General features: G+C 37.7%; 23 protein-coding genes. 8 read left to right on the forward strand and 15 right to left on the reverse strand.

The genetic code is table 11. The features are described 5' to 3' along the window. Positions 1-146: 146 nt before the first annotated feature. The gene (locus QM419_RS04000; protein ID WP_414259335.1) at positions 147-1,430 is read left to right on the forward strand and encodes a uracil-xanthine permease family protein; all 1,284 of its coding nucleotides are present in this window, start codon (positions 147-149) and stop codon (positions 1,428-1,430) included. 44 nt (positions 1,431-1,474) lie between these two features. Here QM419_RS04000 and QM419_RS04005 read toward each other — a convergent pair whose 3' ends face one another. The 6 genes from QM419_RS04005 to QM419_RS04030 all read right to left on the reverse strand — a co-directional run bounded on the left by QM419_RS04005 (position 1,475) and on the right by QM419_RS04030 (position 8,127). Continuing rightward, a complete protein-coding gene (locus QM419_RS04005; RefSeq protein WP_414277968.1) occupies positions 1,475-2,233 on the reverse strand; it encodes a CPBP family intramembrane glutamic endopeptidase in 759 nt (252 codons plus the stop codon). A gap of 111 nt (positions 2,234-2,344) precedes the next feature. Then, positions 2,345-3,256: a DMT family transporter gene (locus QM419_RS04010; protein WP_414259338.1), complete on the reverse strand. Its 912-nt coding sequence runs from the start codon at positions 3,254-3,256 to the stop codon at positions 2,345-2,347. 9 nt (positions 3,257-3,265) lie between these two features. After that, positions 3,266-4,198 (reverse strand): serine hydrolase domain-containing protein, encoded by a 933-nt coding sequence (locus QM419_RS04015; RefSeq protein WP_414259339.1) that lies wholly within the window; start codon positions 4,196-4,198, stop codon positions 3,266-3,268. Further along, entirely contained in the window at positions 4,195-4,920 is a 726-nt protein-coding gene (locus tag QM419_RS04020; protein ID WP_414277969.1) for a CppA N-terminal domain-containing protein, read from the reverse strand. The genes QM419_RS04015 and QM419_RS04020 overlap by 4 nt, the downstream gene beginning before the upstream one ends. 148 nt (positions 4,921-5,068) lie before the next feature. Continuing rightward, positions 5,069-5,887, reverse strand: a complete 819-nt coding sequence (locus tag QM419_RS04025) for an endonuclease/exonuclease/phosphatase family protein (RefSeq protein WP_414277970.1) — start codon at positions 5,885-5,887, stop codon at positions 5,069-5,071. Between the two features lie 53 nt (positions 5,888-5,940). After that, positions 5,941-8,127 (reverse strand): PTS transporter subunit IIBC, encoded by a 2,187-nt coding sequence (locus tag QM419_RS04030; protein ID WP_414277971.1) that lies wholly within the window; start codon positions 8,125-8,127, stop codon positions 5,941-5,943. Positions 8,128-8,328: 201 nt separating this feature from the next. On the opposite strand from QM419_RS04030, the gene QM419_RS04035 reads away from it, so the two are divergent. From QM419_RS04035 to QM419_RS04055, 5 genes are read left to right on the forward strand one after another with little or no spacing between them, the layout of a single operon-like run. After that, positions 8,329-9,276, forward strand: coding sequence for a TIGR01212 family radical SAM protein (locus QM419_RS04035; protein WP_414277972.1), 948 nt, complete (start codon positions 8,329-8,331; stop codon positions 9,274-9,276). Continuing rightward, complete coding sequence (locus QM419_RS04040) at positions 9,260-9,817, forward strand: class I SAM-dependent methyltransferase (protein WP_414277973.1); 558 nt, start codon at positions 9,260-9,262, stop codon at positions 9,815-9,817. Before QM419_RS04035 ends, QM419_RS04040 begins: the two co-directional genes overlap by 17 nt. Then, positions 9,810-10,064: a hypothetical protein gene (locus QM419_RS04045; protein WP_006148185.1), complete on the forward strand. Its 255-nt coding sequence runs from the start codon at positions 9,810-9,812 to the stop codon at positions 10,062-10,064. Before QM419_RS04040 ends, QM419_RS04045 begins: the two co-directional genes overlap by 8 nt. 11 nt (positions 10,065-10,075) lie before the next feature. Next, positions 10,076-12,130: a cation:proton antiporter gene (locus QM419_RS04050; RefSeq protein ID WP_414277974.1), complete on the forward strand. Its 2,055-nt coding sequence runs from the start codon at positions 10,076-10,078 to the stop codon at positions 12,128-12,130. 39 nt (positions 12,131-12,169) lie between these two features. Beyond that, positions 12,170-13,033, forward strand: coding sequence for a YihY/virulence factor BrkB family protein (locus tag QM419_RS04055; RefSeq protein ID WP_414277975.1), 864 nt, complete (start codon positions 12,170-12,172; stop codon positions 13,031-13,033). Positions 13,034-13,260: 227 nt separating this feature from the next. Here the strand turns inward: QM419_RS04055 and QM419_RS04060 are convergent, their stop codons facing one another. Beyond that, the gene (locus QM419_RS04060) at positions 13,261-14,202 is read right to left on the reverse strand and encodes an ATP-grasp domain-containing protein (RefSeq protein ID WP_414277976.1); all 942 of its coding nucleotides are present in this window, start codon (positions 14,200-14,202) and stop codon (positions 13,261-13,263) included. A gap of 13 nt (positions 14,203-14,215) precedes the next feature. Then, complete coding sequence (locus tag QM419_RS04065; RefSeq protein ID WP_414277977.1) at positions 14,216-15,466, reverse strand: dicarboxylate/amino acid:cation symporter; 1,251 nt, start codon at positions 15,464-15,466, stop codon at positions 14,216-14,218. A gap of 245 nt (positions 15,467-15,711) precedes the next feature. On the opposite strand from QM419_RS04065, the gene QM419_RS04070 reads away from it, so the two are divergent. After that, complete coding sequence (locus QM419_RS04070) at positions 15,712-16,071, forward strand: DUF3397 domain-containing protein (protein WP_414266589.1); 360 nt, start codon at positions 15,712-15,714, stop codon at positions 16,069-16,071. A 109-nt stretch (positions 16,072-16,180) separates the two neighbouring features. Further along, complete coding sequence (locus QM419_RS04075; RefSeq protein WP_414277978.1) at positions 16,181-17,851, forward strand: N-acetylmuramoyl-L-alanine amidase; 1,671 nt, start codon at positions 16,181-16,183, stop codon at positions 17,849-17,851. A gap of 36 nt (positions 17,852-17,887) precedes the next feature. On the opposite strand, the gene QM419_RS04080 is transcribed toward QM419_RS04075, so the two are convergent. The 7 genes from QM419_RS04080 to QM419_RS04110 all read right to left on the reverse strand — a co-directional run bounded on the left by QM419_RS04080 (position 17,888) and on the right by QM419_RS04110 (position 21,840). Then, positions 17,888-18,202, reverse strand: coding sequence for a hypothetical protein (locus tag QM419_RS04080; protein ID WP_414277979.1), 315 nt, complete (start codon positions 18,200-18,202; stop codon positions 17,888-17,890). Between the two features lie 280 nt (positions 18,203-18,482). Further along, the gene (locus QM419_RS04085; protein ID WP_414267221.1) at positions 18,483-19,616 is read right to left on the reverse strand and encodes a site-specific integrase; all 1,134 of its coding nucleotides are present in this window, start codon (positions 19,614-19,616) and stop codon (positions 18,483-18,485) included. Positions 19,617-19,653: 37 nt separating this feature from the next. Beyond that, entirely contained in the window at positions 19,654-19,989 is a 336-nt protein-coding gene (locus tag QM419_RS04090; RefSeq protein WP_000665060.1) for a DUF771 domain-containing protein, read from the reverse strand. Between the two features lie 59 nt (positions 19,990-20,048). Continuing rightward, positions 20,049-20,294, reverse strand: coding sequence for a DUF4160 domain-containing protein (locus QM419_RS04095; RefSeq protein ID WP_414267206.1), 246 nt, complete (start codon positions 20,292-20,294; stop codon positions 20,049-20,051). Continuing rightward, positions 20,287-20,538, reverse strand: a complete 252-nt coding sequence (locus tag QM419_RS04100) for a hypothetical protein (RefSeq protein WP_000588738.1) — start codon at positions 20,536-20,538, stop codon at positions 20,287-20,289. Before QM419_RS04100 ends, QM419_RS04095 begins: the two co-directional genes overlap by 8 nt. A gap of 49 nt (positions 20,539-20,587) precedes the next feature. Continuing rightward, entirely contained in the window at positions 20,588-20,905 is a 318-nt protein-coding gene (locus QM419_RS04105) for a hypothetical protein (RefSeq protein ID WP_414267205.1), read from the reverse strand. 62 nt (positions 20,906-20,967) lie between these two features. Further along, positions 20,968-21,840, reverse strand: coding sequence for an LPXTG cell wall anchor domain-containing protein (locus QM419_RS04110; RefSeq protein WP_414267204.1), 873 nt, complete (start codon positions 21,838-21,840; stop codon positions 20,968-20,970). Positions 21,841-21,849: the final 9 nt, after the last annotated feature.

The following is a 21,849-nucleotide window of genomic DNA, read 5'->3' on the forward strand; positions in this document are numbered from 1 at the left end:
ATGTCATCCCGTGAGGTGACGAAGACGCAGAAATATATGAAATTCTTTAAGAATGAGATAATTCTCTTTTTGAAGAAGTCTTACTCTGAGAGCCTATTGCTGTAAAATAATGGGCTCTTTTTTGATGCCCAAAAAGTGAGGTATTTATGAAACAAGAATCAACTGTTGATTTGTTACTCGACGTTGACCAACGTCCTTCTTTTGGTAAGGGAATCCTACTCAGTTTCCAGCACGTGTTTGCCATGTTTGGTGCAACCATCTTGGTACCATTGATTTTGGGAATGCCTGTATCTGTTGCCCTCTTCGCTTCAGGGGTTGGTACCCTCATCTATATGTTTGCAACAGGTTTTAGAGTTCCTGTTTATCTTGGTTCTTCTTTCGCCTTTATTACAGCCATGTCACTTGCCATGAAAGAAATGGGGGGTGATGTATCTGCTGCTCAGACAGGGGTTATCCTAACTGGTTTTGTTTATGTCCTTGTTGCTGCAAGTGTTCGCTTCGCAGGTACAAAATGGATTGATAAACTCTTGCCTCCAATCATTATTGGTCCTATGATTATCGTTATCGGTCTTGGGCTTGCTGGTTCTGCCGTAACCAATGCTGGTCTTGTAGCTGACGGCAACTGGAAAAATGCTCTTGTAGCTGTGGTTACCTTCCTCATCGCTGCCTTTATCAATACAAAAGGAAAAGGTTTCCTTCGTATCATTCCTTTCCTCTTTGCAATTATTGGTGGATATCTCTTCGCGCTAGCACTTGGCTTAGTTGACTTCACTCCTGTTCTTCAAGCTAACTGGTTTGAAATTCCTGGTTTCTACCTACCATTTAATACAGGTGGTGCCTTCAAACAATACGACCTTTACTTTGGTCCGGAAACAATCGCAATCTTACCAATCGCTATCGTAACCATTTCTGAACATATCGGTGACCACACCGTTCTAAGTCAAATCTGTGGACGCCAATTCTTGAAAGATCCAGGTCTTCACCGCACTCTTCTCGGTGATGGTATCGCAACTTCTGTTTCTGCCTTCCTTGGTGGACCAGCAAATACAACTTACGGTGAAAATACAGGGGTTATCGGTATGACTCGCATCGCTTCTGTATCTGTTATTCGTAACGCTGCTTTTATCGCTATCGCCCTTAGCTTCCTTGGTAAATTCACTGCCTTGATTTCTACAATCCCTAGTGCCGTACTCGGTGGAATGTCTATCCTTCTTTATGGGGTTATCGCCAGCAACGGTTTGAAAGTTTTGATCAAGGAACGTGTAGACTTTGGTCAAATGCGTAATCTTATCATCGCAAGCGCAATGCTCGTGCTTGGACTTGGTGGAGCAATCCTTAAACTCGGTCCAGTTACCCTTTCAGGTACTGCCCTATCAGCTATGACAGGTATCCTTTTGAACTTGATCTTGCCATACGAAAATAAAGAATAAATTTCATTCATAAAAAAATCCACTCGAGTGAGTGGATTTTTTGCTTAAGTTCCCCAAGCAATCAAGAGGTACAAGAGACTTGAACCAAACATATCTGCAAGAGCATGCATGAGGAAGAATGGGAGGAGATTCTTGACCACATACTTGTACAAGAAGTAATAAAAGAGACCATAAACCAGACCAATAACTAAGGCCCAGAGTAATCCTTGATAGGTATGGAAAGAAATCCTGATAATTACGGAGTAAACTAGGACTAACCACTTATGTTTTTCTTTGACTGAAGTCAGTAAGCCCAAGAAGAAAAATTCTTCGTAAAAACCATTTAATAAAGCATAACCAATCGCCATTGGTGTTAAAGCCATGAATTTTCTAATAATCTCCAGGGGATCTATAAAAGGAATCAGTTGGGGATTGAAGTAATTATACTCACCACTAAGAGTTGTTACAATATCTCCAATTATTCCAACAACTGCAAAGATAAGTGGAACCCAAATCAAAACTGACCAAGAAAAGCGAATTGGAAGCTGTTTAAAATCATAATTTCGAATCAAAAGATAGAGGAAAGTAATCCCTAACATAATCAACTGGAAATTGAAATTACTAGAATAAGCTGCTCCATCACTTGCTACATTTGACGCAGTATCCACGACACTGGTAACAGTTGAAGGCGATAGACTCTCCATAAATTGTTGTGTGGAACGGATGATAAACTCTCCAAACATTAAAATAGTGATGATTAAGATATCGAACAATTTTAAGTATCTTAAAGGTTTAGCAGGATGAATACTTTGTATAAAATTCATATTTCCTCCGTTTAGCTTATTTTTCTAACTTTATTATAAACTTTCAATCTTAAAATTATATAAATTAATGCAGAACATAAAAAACAACCTCTTTATAAGGTTGTTCTGTCTTTAAATAGACTTGTGTTTCTTTTCTAGCATTAAATCCTTTAAAGAAATAATAGTTACAGCCAACAAAATCATTGCCATACCAAGAAAATCTACAGGATAAAAAATATCTCCCATAATCATGAAGGCAAAAAACACCGCAGAGATTGGCTCAATCGAGGCCAGAAGACTAGATTTGACTGGTCCAACCATACTGGCTCCCTTGAGAAAGGCTGTGTAAGCAAAAACCGTTCCAATAAGAATAATTCCAGCAAAAGCTAGAAAAATATCAAATGACATAGGAATTCTAGCGCCGATAATTCCAGTAAATGGAACTGCCACAAAACCAGAAATGGTCATTCCAACACCAATAACCAAAATGCTCCCCCACTTTTGAATGAGTTTAATGGGTAAAATGATATAAAGTGCATAGGTCAGAGCTGAGAATAAGCCCCAGAAGAGTCCAGCTGGTGTCATAGAAAGCTGATCCAACTGCCCATGGGTTGCAATGAGAAAGGTCCCACCTATAGCCAAAATCATAGAAATAATTTCAGCTATAGTAGGCGCTACCCTATCTTTTATACAAGTATAAGCTAAGATTCCAACTGGACAGACATACTGTAAGACCGTCGCTGTTCCAGCATTTGTCTCCTGAATAGCTGATAAATAGGCCAATTGATTTAAAAAGAGCCCAAACAAAGAAAATAACAAGAGAGAAAACAGACTTGATTTATCTTTTAGAAAAGATATGAATTGCTCCTTAGACTTGATATAGGACAAAAGAACCAAAAGGAGTCCTGCAATAATCAAACGAATATTGGTCAGAACAAGGGCTGAAATTCCATGAGCCATCAGGTACTGACCACTGGTCCCAGATAAGCCCCAAGCGATACCTGCAATTACTGTAAAAAGAGTTCCTTTAAGAGCTTTTGACATACTTCCTCCCTAGTCTGCTTCACGAATTAGGTCCATGACCTGATTGCGGTCTATGATCCACTGGGCACGCTCGTCTTTTTCGTAGGTTCTATTGGACAAGAAAATAGCAGCTTCCTGCTTCTTACGATTCCACATGATAAAGGTTCCAGTATAGCCTGTATGGTCTAGCCAATCTCCTTCAAGATTCCAGGCTAAAGAGCGTTCCTTATCGCTCAAATCTGAGAAATTCTGGCTCAAATCTGCAGCAAAATCATCCTGTAAATAATGCTCTAGGAAGATTTCTAAATCTTTTACGGTTGAAAACAAGCCTGCACTCCCAGCATGTCTACCTAGTAAACGCGCCTTGGGATCATGTACCACTCCTGCTTTCTGTCCCCGAACAGTCGGCACAGCACTGGTTACAGGACCAAACCTCGTTTCCTTCATCTTCCATGGATCCAAAACTTGCTCTTGCAAAATCTGATCCAAGTCCTTATCAAAATATCTTTCCAAGAGAAAACCTAGCAAGAGAAAGTGAACATCTGAGTATAGAAAGGCTCGCTTCTCCCTACGATTAAGATGAAACATAGCTTCTTTCAATTCTTCTGCATTCAACTGGTCACGATTGGGAATATAAGGGTCCAAGTCTGTGGCATGAGTGAGGAGTTGACGAATGGTGATATCTTGATAGTCAGAGTCAGGTAAAAATTCCGTCACTGACTTTTCTATATCTAATTCCCCTTGATGCCATAAAAAAGTTAAGACAGTTCCAACTCCGACAACTTTGCTCACACTTGCCAAATCATAGACTAAACCTTGACAAGTCTGCTCTCCAATTTCTGGATCTGCTTCTCCGAGGTAGCAATCAGACCATTCACCATCCCGATAATACGCAAAAGAGGCACCAGGATAAATCCCTGCCTCAATTTGTTGCTTTATTTTTTGGATAACTAATTCTCTCATACTTCTTCAAACCACAATTCGATATTGTTGGTATCCTTGGTTAGGAAAAACTTCTCTGACTTAGGAATAAAGTAACCTGCAGTTTCAAAACGTTGACGGAGACTAGCCAATTCAAGTTCTTTTACTTGGAATTTCAACATAGACAAATCCCAAGTAACACTATTTTCAACGAGCAAATCACTACCTTGAGCTTGTTTAAAAGCTAGGCTAGTTTCGATTTCCTCTTTTTCAAGCAGGCTCGTCGTTTCATCAGGCAAGTTAATCTCTACTGAAATATCAAATGCTGTCAAATACTGCATCTTCTCATCTTTTGAGAAAGTAACAGTTTCATCAAACTTTCTCAAATCTTTGATGTCATCTTCCGCATGGATTAGGACAAGGTCCCCTTCCGGAGAAAGAGCTTCAAAAGCAAATCCCTTATTTCCTTTATAGAGTTGAGGAAGTTTTTCCATTCTAGCTAGTAAGGCTTCAATCTCGGATGGATTCGCTACTTTTACAATCAATCTAGCTAATTTTTTGATCCCTTCAACCTTACGGCTTCTCATACTTGGTGATTCTTCTAAAACCAATTTTTCAATGCCTGACTGGTCTCCTAGCGATAAGAAAGCCGACTCTTCAAGCAAGGGTTTCATACCCAAGGTTTGGATATAAAACAATTCATTTAATCTTCTATTATTTATCTTTAGCGTCGGGATCATACGCACAATTTGATTTACATTCATAAATTCCTCCAACACTTTTTATTTTAAAGGATTTTATTTCATTTTACAAGTTATTCAACTAAAAACTTTAACTATATTAACCCCTTGAGTAGTTAACCCCCTTCGGATATGCGAAGGGGGTCTTGTTTTATTTTAGTAAAATTCTGTGTTAGTTCTTCCAAGAAAGTTCTGCTTGAAGACCATAGTGATCACTGACCTGTGGACTTGATTGGCCATCAAAAACTACCTGTAACTTTTCTACCTGAAGATCTTTTGTCGTGAAGACGTAATCAATTCGAAGCGGTTCTGTATTTCCCTTCCAACCATCAATTTCTGGAGGAACAGTGTAGCTTCCACTTCTCTCTTTTGCAACTCCATAGGCATCCTGTAAGCCTAGCGGACTAGTTAGGATAGCTTGATATCCTTCCTGACCTGCAGGGTTGTTAAAATCTCCAGCTAGTAATAGAGGTTTATTCAACTCTTTTAAAACTGCTTCAAATCTTGCCCATTCCCCTTGGAATCCTTTATCCCACCAAGAGAGATGCACACTCGCAACTGCAAGCTCTCTACCTTCTACTACTGTTTCTACTAGTGCAACTCGACGAGTGTGATAATCAGTTGGATCATCTACATCTGAAACCAAAATCTCACGCGCCTCAATCGGTGTTTTAGATAGAATTGAAACTCCCTCATGATAACGGTCATATCCGATATGATTATAAGCCCATGTCCAATAATAGTCCAGTCCTTTTTCAGACAACTTCTCTACCAAAAGACGAACATAGTGGTCTTGGTGAATGGGTTCTGCTGAAAGTAACGGATTGTATAGTGGTCCAGACTCTACTTGAGTTGATGTAATTTCTTGGTTGATTTCTTGAAAACAAATCAAATCATAACTGTTTTCAAGTATATCTTGCAACAAGAGCTGAAATTTTTCTTCAGGATTTTTTTCCATCCAACTATGAGTATTGAGTGTTAAAAACTTCATGCTTTTCTCCTATAAACAAGAGGTTGGAAAACAGCTTCCAACCCCTTAGTGTATTACAATTCTACTTTTGCAACTGCTGTTTTAGCTGCAAGAGAACCGGTTTGTTCTAATCTAACTGATTTGATCGCGTCACCATTTGTGAAGACAACTACAGTTGTAGTTTCACGACTAGCTTCACGGATAGCACCCAAGTCAGCTTTGACCAAGAGATCACCAGCAGCGACTGTTTGACCTTCTGAAACCATTACTTCAAATGGTTTTCCTTCAAGACTTACAGTATCAAGACCAATGTGAACAAGAACTTCAAGACCTGCTTCAGTTACAAGACCAAGAGCATGTTTAGTTGGGAAGACGCTTGATACAGTACCAGAAACTGGAGATACAATGTTTCCATTTGCTGGTTCTACTGCAAATCCATCACCCATCATTTTTTGTGAGAAGACTGGATCTTTAACTTGTTCCAATTCAATAACTTGACCATCAGCAACTGAATAAACTTCTTCAGTTACACCTTTGTAGACAACAGCGTCTTTTTGAGAAGCTGCCATTTGACTTGGAAGAGTTTCAGGGATCACTTCACCTGAATCAAGAATATCTTGGATATCTGATTTCAAAACGTCAGCTTTAGGTCCGTAGATAGCTTGGACACCTTGTCCTTTCATGACAAGTCCCATAGCTCCTTCAGCTTTCCATTGTGCTTCTGTTCCAACTTTTTCAGCATCTTGTACAGTTACACGAAGACGAGTCATACATGCATCAACATCAACGATGTTAGCACGTCCACCAAGAAGGTTAATGATGTTAACAGCTTGAGAAGCTTCTGCAACTTTAGTTTCTCCAGCAGATGAAGATTCAGAAGAACCATCTACATTTTCATAGTTACCGTTACGTCCTGGAGTAGCATAGTTGAATTTCTTAATCATGAAGTTAGCGATGAAGTACATGATAAATCCAAAGAGTACTGTCACCCAGATAAAGTTAATGATATCCATACCAAGACCAGCATTGATAGCTAGTGGAGTACGAGTCAAGAATTCGATTGAGCCGAATGAGTGAACACGAAGGTTCACAATATCAGCCATTGCAAAGGCAGCACCTTGAACAAGAGCGTAAACAAGGTAAAGAGGTGTTGCGATGAACATGAACATGTACTCAATTGGTTCAGTTACCCCTGTCAAGAATGTTGCAAGAGCAGTTGCAATCATCATTCCTTTGTATTGGTGTTTCTTATCTGGATCAACGTTACGGTAGATAGCCACAATTACACCCATCAAGATACCAAACGAACCAATCATTTGTCCAACTTTGAAACGAGCTGGATGTACTGTATCTAACAAGTGTTGGTATTGACCTGCGTCAGTACCTTTAAGGTTTACAAGGTCAGTTACCCATGCAAGCCAAAGTGGATCTTGACCAAATACTTGAGTACCTTTTGCTGCACCAGTTAAGACATCATAAGTACCACCAAGAGCTGTATAGTTCATTGGGATAGTCAACATATGGTGAAGTCCAAATGGCAAGAGTAAGCGTTCCAAAGTACCATACAAGAATGGTGCTAGAACTGGAGCTGTTTCTTGAGAGTTAGCAATCCAGATACCGAAGTTGTTGATACCTGTTTGAACAAGTGGCCAGAAAATTGAAAGAAGAATTGCAGCGATTGCTGAACGAAGAATAACTACAAACGGTACAAAACGTTTCCCGTTAAAGAATGAAAGTGCATCAGGAAGTTTACGGAAATTATAATATTTGTTAAAAGCAGTCGCTCCAACAAAACCTGAGATAATCCCTACAAATACCCCCATGTTAAGGGCTGGTGCCTCAAGCACACTAATGAAGTAATCAGCAACCTTGATAGATCCACCAAAGATTGTTGAAACCATAGCGTTAGGATCTTTCAACATGTCCCCTGATACACCGAAGATTGTACCAGTGATACGGTTGATTAAGATAAAGGCAAGACCTGCTGCAAACGCACCTCCTGCACGTTCCTTAGCCCAGCTTCCTCCAATAGCGAGGGCAAACAAAATATGAAGGTTACCGATAACTCCCCAACCAATTTGCTCTAGTACGCCACCAGTAATAACTAGGGGAGCAAGGTTTGGGTCAATCATTGCAAGTGACTTACCGATTGAAATCATCAATCCAGCCGCTGGCATAACAGCGATAACCACCATTAAAGCCTTACCGAATTTTTGCCAAAATTCGAAAGACAAGACATTTTTGAATGTATCTTTCATCATCCAAATCTCCTTTATATTTATTCGGCAAACGTTTTACGAAAACGTTTGCGCATGTTTATGTTTTAATTCTACCACTTTTTATTTTTTTGTAAAGGATTTTATAAAAAAAATTTGACTTTTTCTTTCGTTTCACTTTCTAGTCATGCTCTCTCTTACTGACCTTTTTTGAGTTTGCGGGTCTTTTCTGATATAATATTAGCTATGAAATCCTATAATACCTTGAATGATTATTATCGAAATTTATTCGGAGAAAAAACCTTTAAAGTTCCTATTGATGCTGGCTTTGACTGTCCAAACCGTGATGGAACTGTTGCTCATGGTGGTTGTACATTTTGTACAGTCTCTGGATCAGGAGATGCTATTGTAGCACCTGATGCTCCTATCCGTGAGCAGTTTTATAAGGAAATTGACTTTATGCACCGCAAATGGCCAGATGTAAAAAAATATCTAGTCTATTTCCAAAACTTTACTAATACTCATGAAAAGCTCGAAGTCATTCGCGAACGCTATGAACAAGCTATTAATGAACCCGGTGTTGTTGGAATCAATATTGGTACACGACCAGATTGCCTGCCTGATGAGACTATCGAATACTTGGCAGAACTGTCAGAACGAATGCATGTTACTATAGAGTTAGGTTTACAAACAACCTATGAGGAAACTTCTGAATTGATTAACCGTGCTCACTCCTATGAACTTTATGTGGAGACGGTTAAGCGCTTGAGAAAATACCCAAAGATTGAGATTGTTGCCCATTTGATTAACGGCTTGCCAGGTGAAACTCATGACATGATGGTGGAAAATGTTCGTCGCTGTGTGAATGATAATGATATTCAAGGGATTAAACTTCACCTACTACACCTTATGACAAATACTCGGATGCAACGTGATTATCACGAGGGTAGACTGCAGCTTATGAGTCAAGATGACTATGTGAAAGTTATCTGTGACCAACTTGAAATTATTCCCAAACATATAGTCATCCATAGGATTACGGGTGATGCGCCTAGAGATATGCTGATTGGTCCTATGTGGAGTCTCAATAAATGGGAAGTTCTAAATAGCATAGAAGCTGAAATGAGACGTCGGGGTAGTATCCAAGGATGCAAGGCTGTAAAACAGGAGTTTATGAATGAAAAAACCACTTGAAATGGCGCATGATTTTCTTGCCCAAGTCATCACAAAAGATGATGTTGTTGTAGATGCAACAATGGGAAATGGACATGATACACTTTTCCTTGCCAAATTAGCTAAACAAGTCTACGCTTTTGATATACAAGAACAAGCTCTTCAAAAAACAAGTCAACGTCTACAAGAAGCCGGTTTGACCAATGTCGAGTTACTTCTACAAGGTCATGAAACCGTAGATCAGTTTGTAACTGAGGTGAAAGTAGCCATCTTTAATCTAGGTTATCTTCCTACTGCCGATAAGTCTATCATTACTAAACCTCACACAACCATTGAGGCACTTGAAAAACTCTGTCAGATGCTCGTTAAAGGCGGACGAATAGCCATCATGATTTATTACGGGCATGAAGGCGGAGATATAGAACGGGATGCAGTTATGGATTATGTTAGTCAGTTACCGCAACAAGAATATACTGCTACTATCTATCGCACCCTCAACCAAATTAACAATCCACCATTTTTAGTTATGATTGAAAAATTAGAAAGGTATCGACATGGATAAACAATACCTAAAAGATAAAATCGAAGCTCTTCGTCACAACTTTGTCGAATCAACCCAACATGAACGTGCAGTTGGTATTTTGGATGAAGCACATATGAGTAAAAAAATGCTGAAAATCAAGAAGAAAATGATTTCACTTGAAATGGAGCGTTGTCAGAAGAAAATCGAGCATAAGGACTGCTCAAAGATTGATCAAAAAATCCAAGAACAAAAGGAACTTTTTGAAAATTGTCGTAAACAAAAATAGGGAGGTGGAAGATGAACTTACTTTTTTATCTCTTGGTATTTTTACTAGTTCTTATTGTTTCTAGTACGACCAATAAGCTTCTGCCCTTTTTACCCATGCCTCTGATTCAAATTTTGTTAGGGATTGGAATTGGACTTTGTTTACCCAACAACCAATATCATTTAGATACTGAATTATTCCTAGCTTTAGTCATTGGGCCGCTACTATTCCGAGAGGCTCAAGAAGCAGACATTACTTCTATCCTAAAACACTGGCGGATTGTCCTCTACTTGATTTTTCCAGTTATCTTTATCTCAGCTCTAAGCATGGGGGGAGTCGCTCATGTCCTTTGGGCTAGCCTTCCATTAGCCGCCTGCGTAGCAGTTGGTGCCGCCTTAGGCCCTACTGACCTAGTCGCCTTCGCATCCCTTTCTCAACGCTTTTCCTTCCCAAAGCGGGTCTCTAATATCCTAAAAGGGGAAGGTCTTCTGAATGATGCTTCTGGACTAGTAGCCTTTCGTATGGCTCTCATCGCTTGGACAACAGGAACATTCTCCCTTACCCAAGCCGGAACTTCATTAGCCATTTCCATCGTTGGAGGTTTTGCAGTCGGCTTTATAACAGCCCTAATCAATCGCTTCCTTCATACCTTTCTACTCAGTGTCCGTGCAACAGATATCGCAAGTGAGCTCTTATTGGAACTTAGTTTACCTCTCTTGACTTTTTTCATAGCCGAAGAAATTCATGTTTCAGGCATTATCGCCGTTGTTGTTGCTGGGATTCTGAAAGCCAGTCGTTTCAAGAAAATAAATCTCCTGGAAGCGCAAGTTGATACAGTTACTGAGACTGTTTGGCAGACTGTAACCTTTATGCTCAATGGTTCAGTCTTTGTCATTCTTGGAATGGAACTGGAAATGATCGCGGAACCAATTCTTAAGAGTGCATTTTACAACAAAGTACTTCTCTTACTCAGTGTTTTTCTCTTGACCTTCCTGCTTTTTGCTATCCGCTTTGTCATGATCTATGGATTTTACGCATTTCGGATTAAGAAGCTTCATAAAAGTTTAGACAAATATGTCAAAGACATGCTCCTCCTTACCTTTTCTGGTGTGAAGGGAACTGTATCCATTGCCACTATCCTTTTGATACCGTCTAATCTGGAACAAGAATACCCTCTTCTTCTCTTCCTCGTAGCTGGTGTAACTCTGGTAAGTTTCCTGACGGGATTACTAGTACTCCCACACCTTTCTGAAGAGAAAGAACCGTCTAAGGATCAGCTCATGCACATCGCTATTTTAAATGATGTCGCCATGGAGTTAGAGAAAGATTTAGAGAACACAAAAAACAAGGTTCCACTCTATGCGGCTATTGACAATTATCATGGACGTATTGAAAATCTTATTCTTAGTCAAGAAAACAAAGAAATTCAGGAGGACTGGGAAGCTCTTAAACTCTTGATTCTCAGTGTTGAAAGCGATGGCTTGGAACAAGCCTATGAAGAAGGAAAAATTGGTGAAAGAGGTTATCGTGTTTATCAACGTTACTTGAAAAACATGGAGAAAAATATTAAGCGTAACTTTGCTTCTCGACTAACCTACTACTTCCTTGTTTCTATTCGGATTATCCGTTTTCTTCTACACGAATTAGTCACATTTGGAAAAACATTCCGTTCATGGAAAGACAAGGAAAAACAGAGACTTCTTGCCATTGATTATGATCAGATTGCTGAACTCTACCTGGCCAACACGGAAATCATCATCGAAAGTTTGGAAAACCTCAAAGGGATTTATAAGAGTTCTCTGATTAGCTTTATGCAGGAATCTCGTCTTCGCGAAACCAGTCATATTACGAGTGGTGCCTTTGTGGAACGGGTTATCAATCGTATCAAACCCAATAACATCGATGAAATGCTCAGAGGTTATTACCTTGAACGTAAGTGTATCTTTGAATACGAAGCTCAAAAACTCATCTCAGCTCAGTATGCCAAAAAGCTACGCCAAAATGTCAACAATTTAGAAACTTATTCCTTAAAAGAATCTGCTAATACCTTACCTTATGATATGATGGAATTAGTTCGAAGAAATTAAAGTCTAAAGAAAACAAGAGAAAAACTGGAGGATTGTAACATGAAAAAGTTGTGGAATCAGCTGACTGATAGACCCTTATTAAAAGCTTTTTTGCACTACTATCAAGCCTCCGATAGTGAGTTAACTAGCGTTGCTGTTGCCTACTATTGGTTGATTTCAATCTTCCCTTTACTCATGATAGTGGTCAATATCTTACCCTACTTTCAAATTCCCATCTCAAACTTTCTATTAACAATCAAGGAATTTTTACCAGATACAATCTATGAAGTTGTTGCAAAAATTGTCAGAGAAGTTCTGACTCAACCATCAACAGGTTTACTAAGTTTTGCTATCTTATCAGCTCTTTGGACTTTCTCCAAATCCATGGATTTTCTTCAGAAGGCCTTTAATAAAGCCTATGGAGTTGCAAAAAATAGAGGAATTATCTCACACCAGCTGATGAGTCTCTTGGTTAGCTTTGGCCTTCAAATTCTCTTTGCCCTTGCCTTATTCCTAAGTATGTTCGGCCATATGCTATTGGATTTGCTTAAAAACTACTGGAAATCTGAAAGCACTCTATTTTCTTATCTACAGGATTTTACAGGGCCGCTGATTTATGCCTTTCTTTTTGCAATCGTAATCATGCTCTATTATTTCCTACCAAATGTTAAAGTAAGTAAGATTCGCTACGTCATACCTGGTAGTCTCTTTGTACTAGTTACGACGATTGCTTTATTAAACATCTTTGCAGCTTATTTCAACAATTATGTCAATTATCTCGTTGACGTCAGATTTTTCAGTTCTATCGTCGTCGTTGTTATGATGTTCTGGTTCATTATCATTGCCAAGATATTAATTATCGGTGCTGTCATCAATGCCAGTGTTCAAAGCCTAAAAGACCCAGACTTTAAAGCAAATCAATAATTTTTTATCGATTAATACTCAATGAAAATCAAAGAGCAAACTAAGAAGCGAGCCGCAGGTTGCTCAAAACACCGTTTTGAGGTTGTGGATAGAACTGACGAAGGCAGCTCAAAATACTATTTTGAGGTTGCAGATGGAAGCTGACGTGGTTTGAAGAGATTTTCGAAGAGTATAAACAAATTAATCCCCCAGTCATTTGATACTGGGGGATTTTTGAGTTTCCTACTTTATTGTCCACTCGTGAGGGCTTGCAATTCTGTTTTTAGATACTGAGCCAAATGTTGGTGAGCAAAAATAGTGGCATTTTTTTCTGCGGTAGGATTGTAGTTGGTGTTGGTATTTACATCATAGACATAAATGTCTCCACTCTCTGATTGAACCCATTCAATCGCCGCAACTTCAATCTGAGCATTTTTCAAGAAATTCTCATAAGCTTCTCTCCGGTCATCTGTTAGAGATTCTGTAATCTGGAATTTTTCAGACGTTTCTAGTTGCTCTGGTCTCTTGCCGATTTGGCAACCATCTGCTGGACACAGTTGGAATCCATCTGAAGAATCGATCGAAACAGTATAGAGAAACTTCTGATTGATAAACTCTGAACGACGGATACGTCCATCACTTGGTTTGATGTAAGCTTGTAACAAGGTAATCCCGTCCACTGATGGTTCAAAGAGAGGACTATTGACATAAGCTTCAAGTTCTTCTTCATTTTGGAAGAGTTGAACTCCTAATCCTTTTCCAGCTCGATTGTGCTTGGTAATCAAAGGATAAATGTTTAATTTTCTTGCTGCTTCAATAATGTTCTCTTGCCCTAAAACCGCAACTGTTGCGGGAGTCTCTATACCAGATTCGTTTAACTTCAAATATTGTTTGACTTTACTAATTTCAAGGTTGATAGCACCGGTACCATTCACAACCTTGCGTCCGTAGGCTTCTAACCAAGTAATCACCTGCTCTGTAAATTCTGGCGCATAGCGATGTCCTCTTGTGTGAGAAGAGGCAGACATACGATTGTAAAAGATACCTTGCGGCGGTGGGCTTTGCAAATCTAAAATCCCACTAGACAAATCCCATAGTTCATAAGGGACTTCTAATTCTTCCAACCATTTCACTAAATGTTGAGTCCATTCTAGATTCTCATGAATCACATAAACTTTTGCTTCACTCATTATTTATATCTCCTTAAGAAAAGCTGACTGATAATTGGCTTTCCTTTTCTTCATCTAAAATATATCCTTCTGTTTTTTCAATAACGCTGACTGTTAAGATTTGACCCAAAACATTGATCATGGTACGACCTGCATTGACAAAGAAATCAACTGCAAAAATCAAGGCCACTCCTTCAACTGGCAAGCCCAATTGAGGTGCTGCAGCTAATAGAACTACGATAGCTCCTGATGGCACAGTTGCTGCAGTTTTTCCAATCAAAGTCAACAATAAAACAGTAAATAAGAGACTTGATAAAGAAAATTGAATACCATAGGCGTGGGCGATAAAAATTGTCGCTACTGAGAAATAAACCGCTGCTCCTTCTAAGTTAAAAGTATATCCTAAAGGAACAACTAAATCAATTGTATGCTCGTCATGCCCCTGTTTTTTCAAATCTTTAAGAAGTGATGGCAAGACCACACTAGAACTTCCAGTAACAAAGGCCAGAGTTAAGAGACTCCAATTTTCACGAAAGGCTGATAAATACGGTACTTTAAAGAAGAAAGCAATCAAAGGGAAAATAAGGAGAACCAAAGCAGCATAAGCCAGATAAGTTCCAATTACAAACTGACCAAGCCCAATCAACTTGTCGACACCCGTAGTTGCAACATCTTTAGCGATAAATCCAAAAATTCCAATCGGTGATAGTTTGATAATTACTGCAACAATCTTGTAAATGGCTTCAATCCAGATTTGGAAACCTTCGATAATCTTCTGAGATTTATCAGACTTAAGATTCCCAATTCCGTAACCAAGAAAGATTGCAAAAACGATAATTGGCAATAGAGCGCCATCTGAAAGAGATTTAACGATATTTGATGGAATGAAACCAAGCAAAAATTCGCTGAACTTGACATTGTTAGCAATCCCATCAAGGTTTCCACCAGTTTGACCGATATTCACTCCTTGACCAAATCCTAAATAGTAACTAGCAAATACAAACAAAAGAGTAATGGCAGTTGTTACGGCAAAAAAGTAAACCAAGCTCTTGGTCAAGATTTTTCCGAAAGATTTTTTTCCGATAACTCCAGCTACTGCAACAACGATGGTTGGGAAGATTAGCGGAATGATAACCATATTGATCAATTTAATAAAGGCTTGTCCTAAAAATTGATAAAAGCCTGCAAATTGTGGCCAGATAAGAGCAGCGATAACACCCAAGACCAAAGCCACCAATAATTGAATGCCTAGTGAGAGTTTTGACCATAAAGTAACTAATTTCATAAGAAACTCCTTTGTTTTATTTGCTACTCATTCTACTACTATTCTTCTTTCCTGACTAATATATATTTTTTATTGTCACCATAAAAAAGATTTATATTGAGAGCTCAAACCATTCCCTTTTTTGTACTCAACATACATTGAATTTTAATAAAGTATAAAAAATCAGTTTCTAAACAAAAATTTTTAGAAAAACACTGTTAAATCAAGGAATATGCTTTCCTTTTATTCAAATTTTATGATACAATATTGTTATGATTTTAATGAAACTCGCTTCCGTCTTGCTTTTGGTACTAACCTTGGCTTTGGCTATTATCTTTAGTAGATTTTTTAAGTTAAAGAAAAAGGGGATTAACTTTGCAGATTTGGCTTTTCCTTTTCTGATTTTTGAATACTATTTAATCAGTGCAAAGGTTTTTACCCATAATCAACTTCCCATTTTGGGGGCAGCCCTATCTTTGCTAGCCATTATTCTAGCTTTTTTCTTCCTGAGCAAAAAACGCAGCTTTTATTATCCAAAATTCCTTAAATTCTTTTGGAGAGCTGGATTTCTACTCACATTACTCATCTACATCATCATGATTGTTCAAATCTTTATGATGAAATAAAAATAAATCATGCCAGCACCTCACCAGTTGGCGACTAGTTTTTCCACATGAGGTGCTTTTCTAATGACATTTTAAAAAGAGATTATTAAAAAAATAGGAGATCAAACAAGTGAAAAAAAAACTCTTGGCAAGTGCCATCACGCTTTCATTTCTAGGATTTGCAACAAATTCAGTTTTTGCTGAAGAAAGTAAAGTACAAACTACTTCAGCAGAAACAACGCAACAGTCTACAACAGCTAACAAGGTTGAAACGAAGGAAGCAGTTCCTTCTACTGAAGCAAGTTCAAGCGTACCAACAACTTCTACAACAAATCCAAGTGAAACTCCAGCTAAGAAAGAGGAAGACAAGGCTCCAGAAGTCAAAAAAGAAGGTTGGGTATTAGAGGAAAACCACTGGCGTTTCTATGAAAACAATGCCCCTGTTCTTAACTGGAAAAAAATTCAAGGAAAATGGTACTACTTCGATAAGAACGGTATCATGCTCAGTGATACGATTTATGATGGATACATCCTGACTAGTAGCGGTGCTATGGTCGATAGTGGCTGGGCTAAAATTAAAGATAAATGGTATTATGCAAAGCTATCTGGTAAAATCTCTCAGCAAAAATGGGAAAAAGTTGGTGGTGTATGGTACTACTTTGACAAAGATGGAATCATGCTCAGCAACACCATTTTTGATGGTTATATCTTTACCAATAGTGGGGCTATGGCTGAGAGCGCTTGGGTCAAACAAGATGGTAAATGGTACTATGCCCAAACTTCTGGACAATTAAGTAAAAATAAGTGGGATAAAATTGGTGGTACTTGGTACTACTTTAATAAAGATGCCACTATGGCAAGTAACCAATGGCAAGGTAACTACTACCTAAAAGCTAGCGGTGCCATGGCTGAGAAAGAGTGGATTTTTGATAAAAACTATAATAGCTGGTTCTATTTAAAATCAGGTGGTGCTTATGCAGCGCGTGAATGGATTGGTTCATACTACCTCAAGTCAGGTGGTTACATGGCTAAGAGTGAATGGATTGATGACAGCTACTACAATGCTCGTTACTATGTAGATGAAAATGGTGTCTATGTCACAGGAACTCGTAAAATCGATGGAAAAGCACATCAGTTCCAAAGTAATGGAAAATGGATAGGTGAAGTTCCAGTAAGTCGTGGATTTGAAAAAGGAAAATACACATATACCGTTTTCTTAGACCCAGGACACGGCGGTAAAGATCCTGGTGCTGTTTATTATAACACGAATGAAAAAGACCTCACCATGCAAGTTTATCAAAAACTACGCAAGGAACTCCAAAGTCTTGGTTATACTGTTCTTTCTTCTAGAGATAGTGATGTCTATGTCGACTTTGTCACTGAACGTTCAAGAATGGTTAATAAGACTGATTCAGATATCTTTATTAGTATTCACTTCAATGCTAGTGGCAGCCCTGCTTCTAACCGTTCTGGTATTCAGACCTATTCTTACGAAGAAGCTGCTGGTTATCCTTCTAAGATTAATCCATACTGGCATAACCATCCCGACCGTATCAGTGAAAGCAATCGCCTAGCTGCAGATATCCACTCTTCACTCCTAGCTGAAACAGGTGCTAAGGATGCAGGTCTTCTCCAAAGTAGCTTTGCTGTCCTTCGAGAAACCGATAAACCAGCAGTTCTATTGGAGCTTGGTTACATTGACAATTTCAACGAAAACCAACAAATTCGTAGCGATGCTTACCAAAATAGATTGGTGGCAGGTATTGTCAAAGGTATTCAAAAATATTACGCAGGCAAATAAAGCAAAAGTCTCGAGAAAGCTCGAGACTTTTTTGTTTTATACTTCTTTCTTGTTAGTTTCCGGAAAGAGGAAACCAATCCCCACACAAGCTAGCACACCTGCACCGATAACCAAACCACTTGAAAGTGGCAAGATATCAAGAATGGCATTAGCGATGATAAAGGCAATAATTAAGCTCATGAGACTGGCCTTATAATCTTTTTTAACCAAATTCTCAAAAGTAAAGAATAAGAATAAACCTACTGGAAAGAGTGCCCAGATGTTAACATCCAAACTTGGCCATCCAACTAAACCAAAATACAAAACTGCTGCTGCAACGACTAAAAATCCGATACCTACTACTTTTTTCATGATATAACCTCATTTTCTATTTTGTTAGGAAGTTTAATCTCCCCTTGACAATTACTACTATAACAGAAATAAAAAACGCAAACAATAGGTTTTGCCTATGTGGTAGTCATGATAGACTATGTGGTCAAAAATCTTATCAAAAGAAAAAAGAAGTCCAAGAGGACTTCTTTCACACTGCCGATAGACGGGATAAGAAAACATCTCAGAAATACTGTATTATCAATACTTTTGATACACTTGGTCAAATTTTGGTCAATGAATTTGCTTTCACTTTTCTTCTTTAATCGACCAATAACTGCCTAACTGTATCATACTCTTTATCGATCACTTCTTGCAAAACATGACCATATGTCCTAATAATTTGCTGAATATCTTTATGTCCCATCAGCTTTGCTACTATCCATATATCCACCCCCTTTGCAAGTAGAAATGAACCGTAGGTATGTCTACCTGAAGTTGCTGACATTTCTTGACTACCAATTCCAAGTTCTGATAAACAAACTCTTAAATATTTATTAAGACCTGCATTTGTTGGGATTCTATATCTTCTATCATAAAAAACTAAATCTTCTTTATTCAAATCTTCACGATCATAAAGAATTTTAGACTGTTCTGCTTTTAAATCTTCTAGAACTTGCAATAATTTTTCATCAACAGGAATCTCTCTAACAGATGTTTTCGTCTTTGGAGGAGTAAATTCTTGTCGATCTCCTGAAAATCTTCTATATGTTTTAATGGTCTTGTTTTCAAAATCAATGTCAGACCAGCATACTGCCATACCTTCTCCAACTCTAAATCCAGTCTTAAATAAAAAGTATAATAGATAAGCCATCACCGATTCTCGATAATTAAATTTTGACCGTAGATGAGATAACAAACTTTTATAGTCAGAAATACTATGGAGATATTTATCATCAATATCTTTACCAGACAGACCAAATATTTTTACACCCTCAGTAAAATCATTCAAAACTAGACCATTTCTCTTGCTAAAATTGACTACTGTTCGAATATCAGCATTTAATCGACTTACATGATCTTTAGTTACTTGTTCACCATATTCATTCAATTTAGACTGATATTCTTTATGACTAATTTGAACTGCAGGTATGTCTAAAAAGATTTTCTCCATCATCGTTCCTCTATAAGAATAGCCTTCTTTTGTCGATTTTGCCTTTTCTGATGGAAGAATCACTAAATCATACCAATCCTGCCACAACTCATACAGTGTAGCCTTACTATCAAACCTCGCTGTATAATTTGATTGATATAATTTCCTCTCTTTTTCCTGAGCTTCATTCATTGCTTCTCGTTTAGTTCTAAAACCCGAATTTGTCGCAATAACATTACCTTGCTTATCAAAGATACGGTAATCCCAAAGTTTGTTTTTTCCACGCTGTCTGTAACTTGCCACACTAACTCCTTTCTGAATGGCAGTCATCACCATTCTATTATAACATTAATAATATTTTTTGATAATTTTTATCAAAATATTCCCTTGTTTTTCTTGCTAAAAATCTATAAGGTGATCCCTTACTTTTCGGATATAAGACAAATCCTTCTTTATTTTGCTCAATATCCAATTCATTTTTTATTGTTGGATTCAATAAAATATCATTGACCAATTTTGTTTTACTAATAGACAATAATTCCTCAACCTTATCAATAGTCCACCATTGACCAATTTCTTCTTTCTGTATTAAATCTAGATACTCGGAACGACTGATCAAAACCATATTGGAAGGAATTGGAACTTCAATATTAAATACTTGTTTCGACTCTTTCATTTACTACTCCTTAAACAACAGCAAAAAAAACAAGCCATTTCTGGCTTGAATTTATTTTCTTAATACGCACTTTTTTGATATTCATCCCATAAAGCTTGAAGATCATCTGCATTTTCTAAAACATACTGCCTTACAATCTTCATATCTTTTGATTTCAATCTACCATCTCGAAGCTCTCCAGTCAAAAACATTGAACCTACTTCCTCACCATGGATATAGATATGAATATGCGCCCTTTGCCCTTTGTGATTATGTTCATTCGAACGAATCTCAATACCATACTTTAAAAAAGAATACTTAGGCATGTAACAACCCCACGTAGTCCTTCCACGTTTCAAGGTAGTTATCACGATTTAATTCAATTTGTTTTTGAGCAAACCGAATATCATAATCAGCCAAGTCCAAGTCCTCTAAGACTTCACCTGTAAGAATATTAAAAGTTCCAATCAATTCTTCATCATCATACATACGTAAAATAGGATTATTGGGATTTTTAAAAATATCTTCTTTTGTGACTTCTAGATTTGTAACACCAAACTCTTTAATCATGATTCATTCCCCTTTCACTTTCTTTTATTATATCACATTTTCAATTATTTTATAATTGTTCTAACAACTTCTCTATATTTGGAAAATAAGTATAAGCTACTCCTCTAGTAAAACCAAAAGAGTAGCCTTCCTCAACTGACACAGATACACTCGCATAATTTCTTCTTGGTAATTTTTTATTAGCATGACTCCCTTCATAATCATAAATAACTTTAACAAACTTTGCATTTTTTATAACTTCAACTATCATAGTTTCAATACCATGATCGGTTACAGAGTCAGCAATAAACTCTATAGATTCTTGATTTTCACCTAACCTACTAGCTAACTTCACAGCATAGATTTTTAATAATTCTACTTGATCCATTTTAACTCCTTAAACCAACAAAAAAACAAGGCAAGCTTTATCCTGCCTTGGCTAATTTTGTGCTACTTTACTTTTCTTTTTCCCAAAAATGTTGCAATCAAACCAACAAATCCCCAAATAGTTGCAAAAATTGTGCTAGCTGTTCCAGTATTTGGAAGAACTTTTAGTTCCCCTTCCTTATCTTTCAAAGCGATTGTTCCATCTTTTTGTTTGACTGCTCCCACTTCATAAGGCTCTTTTTCTACATAATTGCCTTCACTTTCTTCTACAACTACTTTGCCTTTATTAGTGCCGGCAATCTTATATCCTGTATTTGTTTCGATAGGTTTTTCCTTAATTTCTTCTTTAGTCACATTCAAGGGTTTAGGTTCTTCTTTTTCTTTTACTCCAACATTATCCTCTGCCTTTTGTTTTTGTTCCTTCACTTCTGGAGTATCTTCTTTATTTGGTTTCGTATTTTCTTCTCCCTCTTTTGATTTATCCGAAGTTGAATCAGAAGATTTTTGATCTCCTTGTTTATCATCACCCACATTTTCAACAGGCTTTTCTTCTTTAGATTTATTGGTAGAAGGACTTGTTGGCTCCACAACTACTCCTGTATGATCGTGTTCCTGATTCTTATTAGTATCTTTTCCAAGTTCTTCAGATGGTTTATCTTCTTTTGGTTGTTCTGTTGGCATTATCGGCTCTACAACTACTCCTGTACTATCCTTGTCCTCTTTTTTATCCACACTTCCACCCAAGTCCAGATTTTCATTTACTGTTGGCGCTGTAGACTCCTTAGGAGCTTCTGCAGTTTTTTCTGAAACTACTAAACCTGAATTATCATTTGGAGTTGAACTATTTCCACCCAAATTAATTTCATCTGCTAAAATTCCATTTGCGACTGAACTCAATACAGCCACTGACAACAATGTTACAAATTTTTTATTCATATTTTTCCT

The sequence above is a fragment of the Streptococcus infantis genome, assembly GCF_047464715.1.
Lineage (GTDB): Bacteria > Bacillota > Bacilli > Lactobacillales > Streptococcaceae > Streptococcus > Streptococcus infantis_S.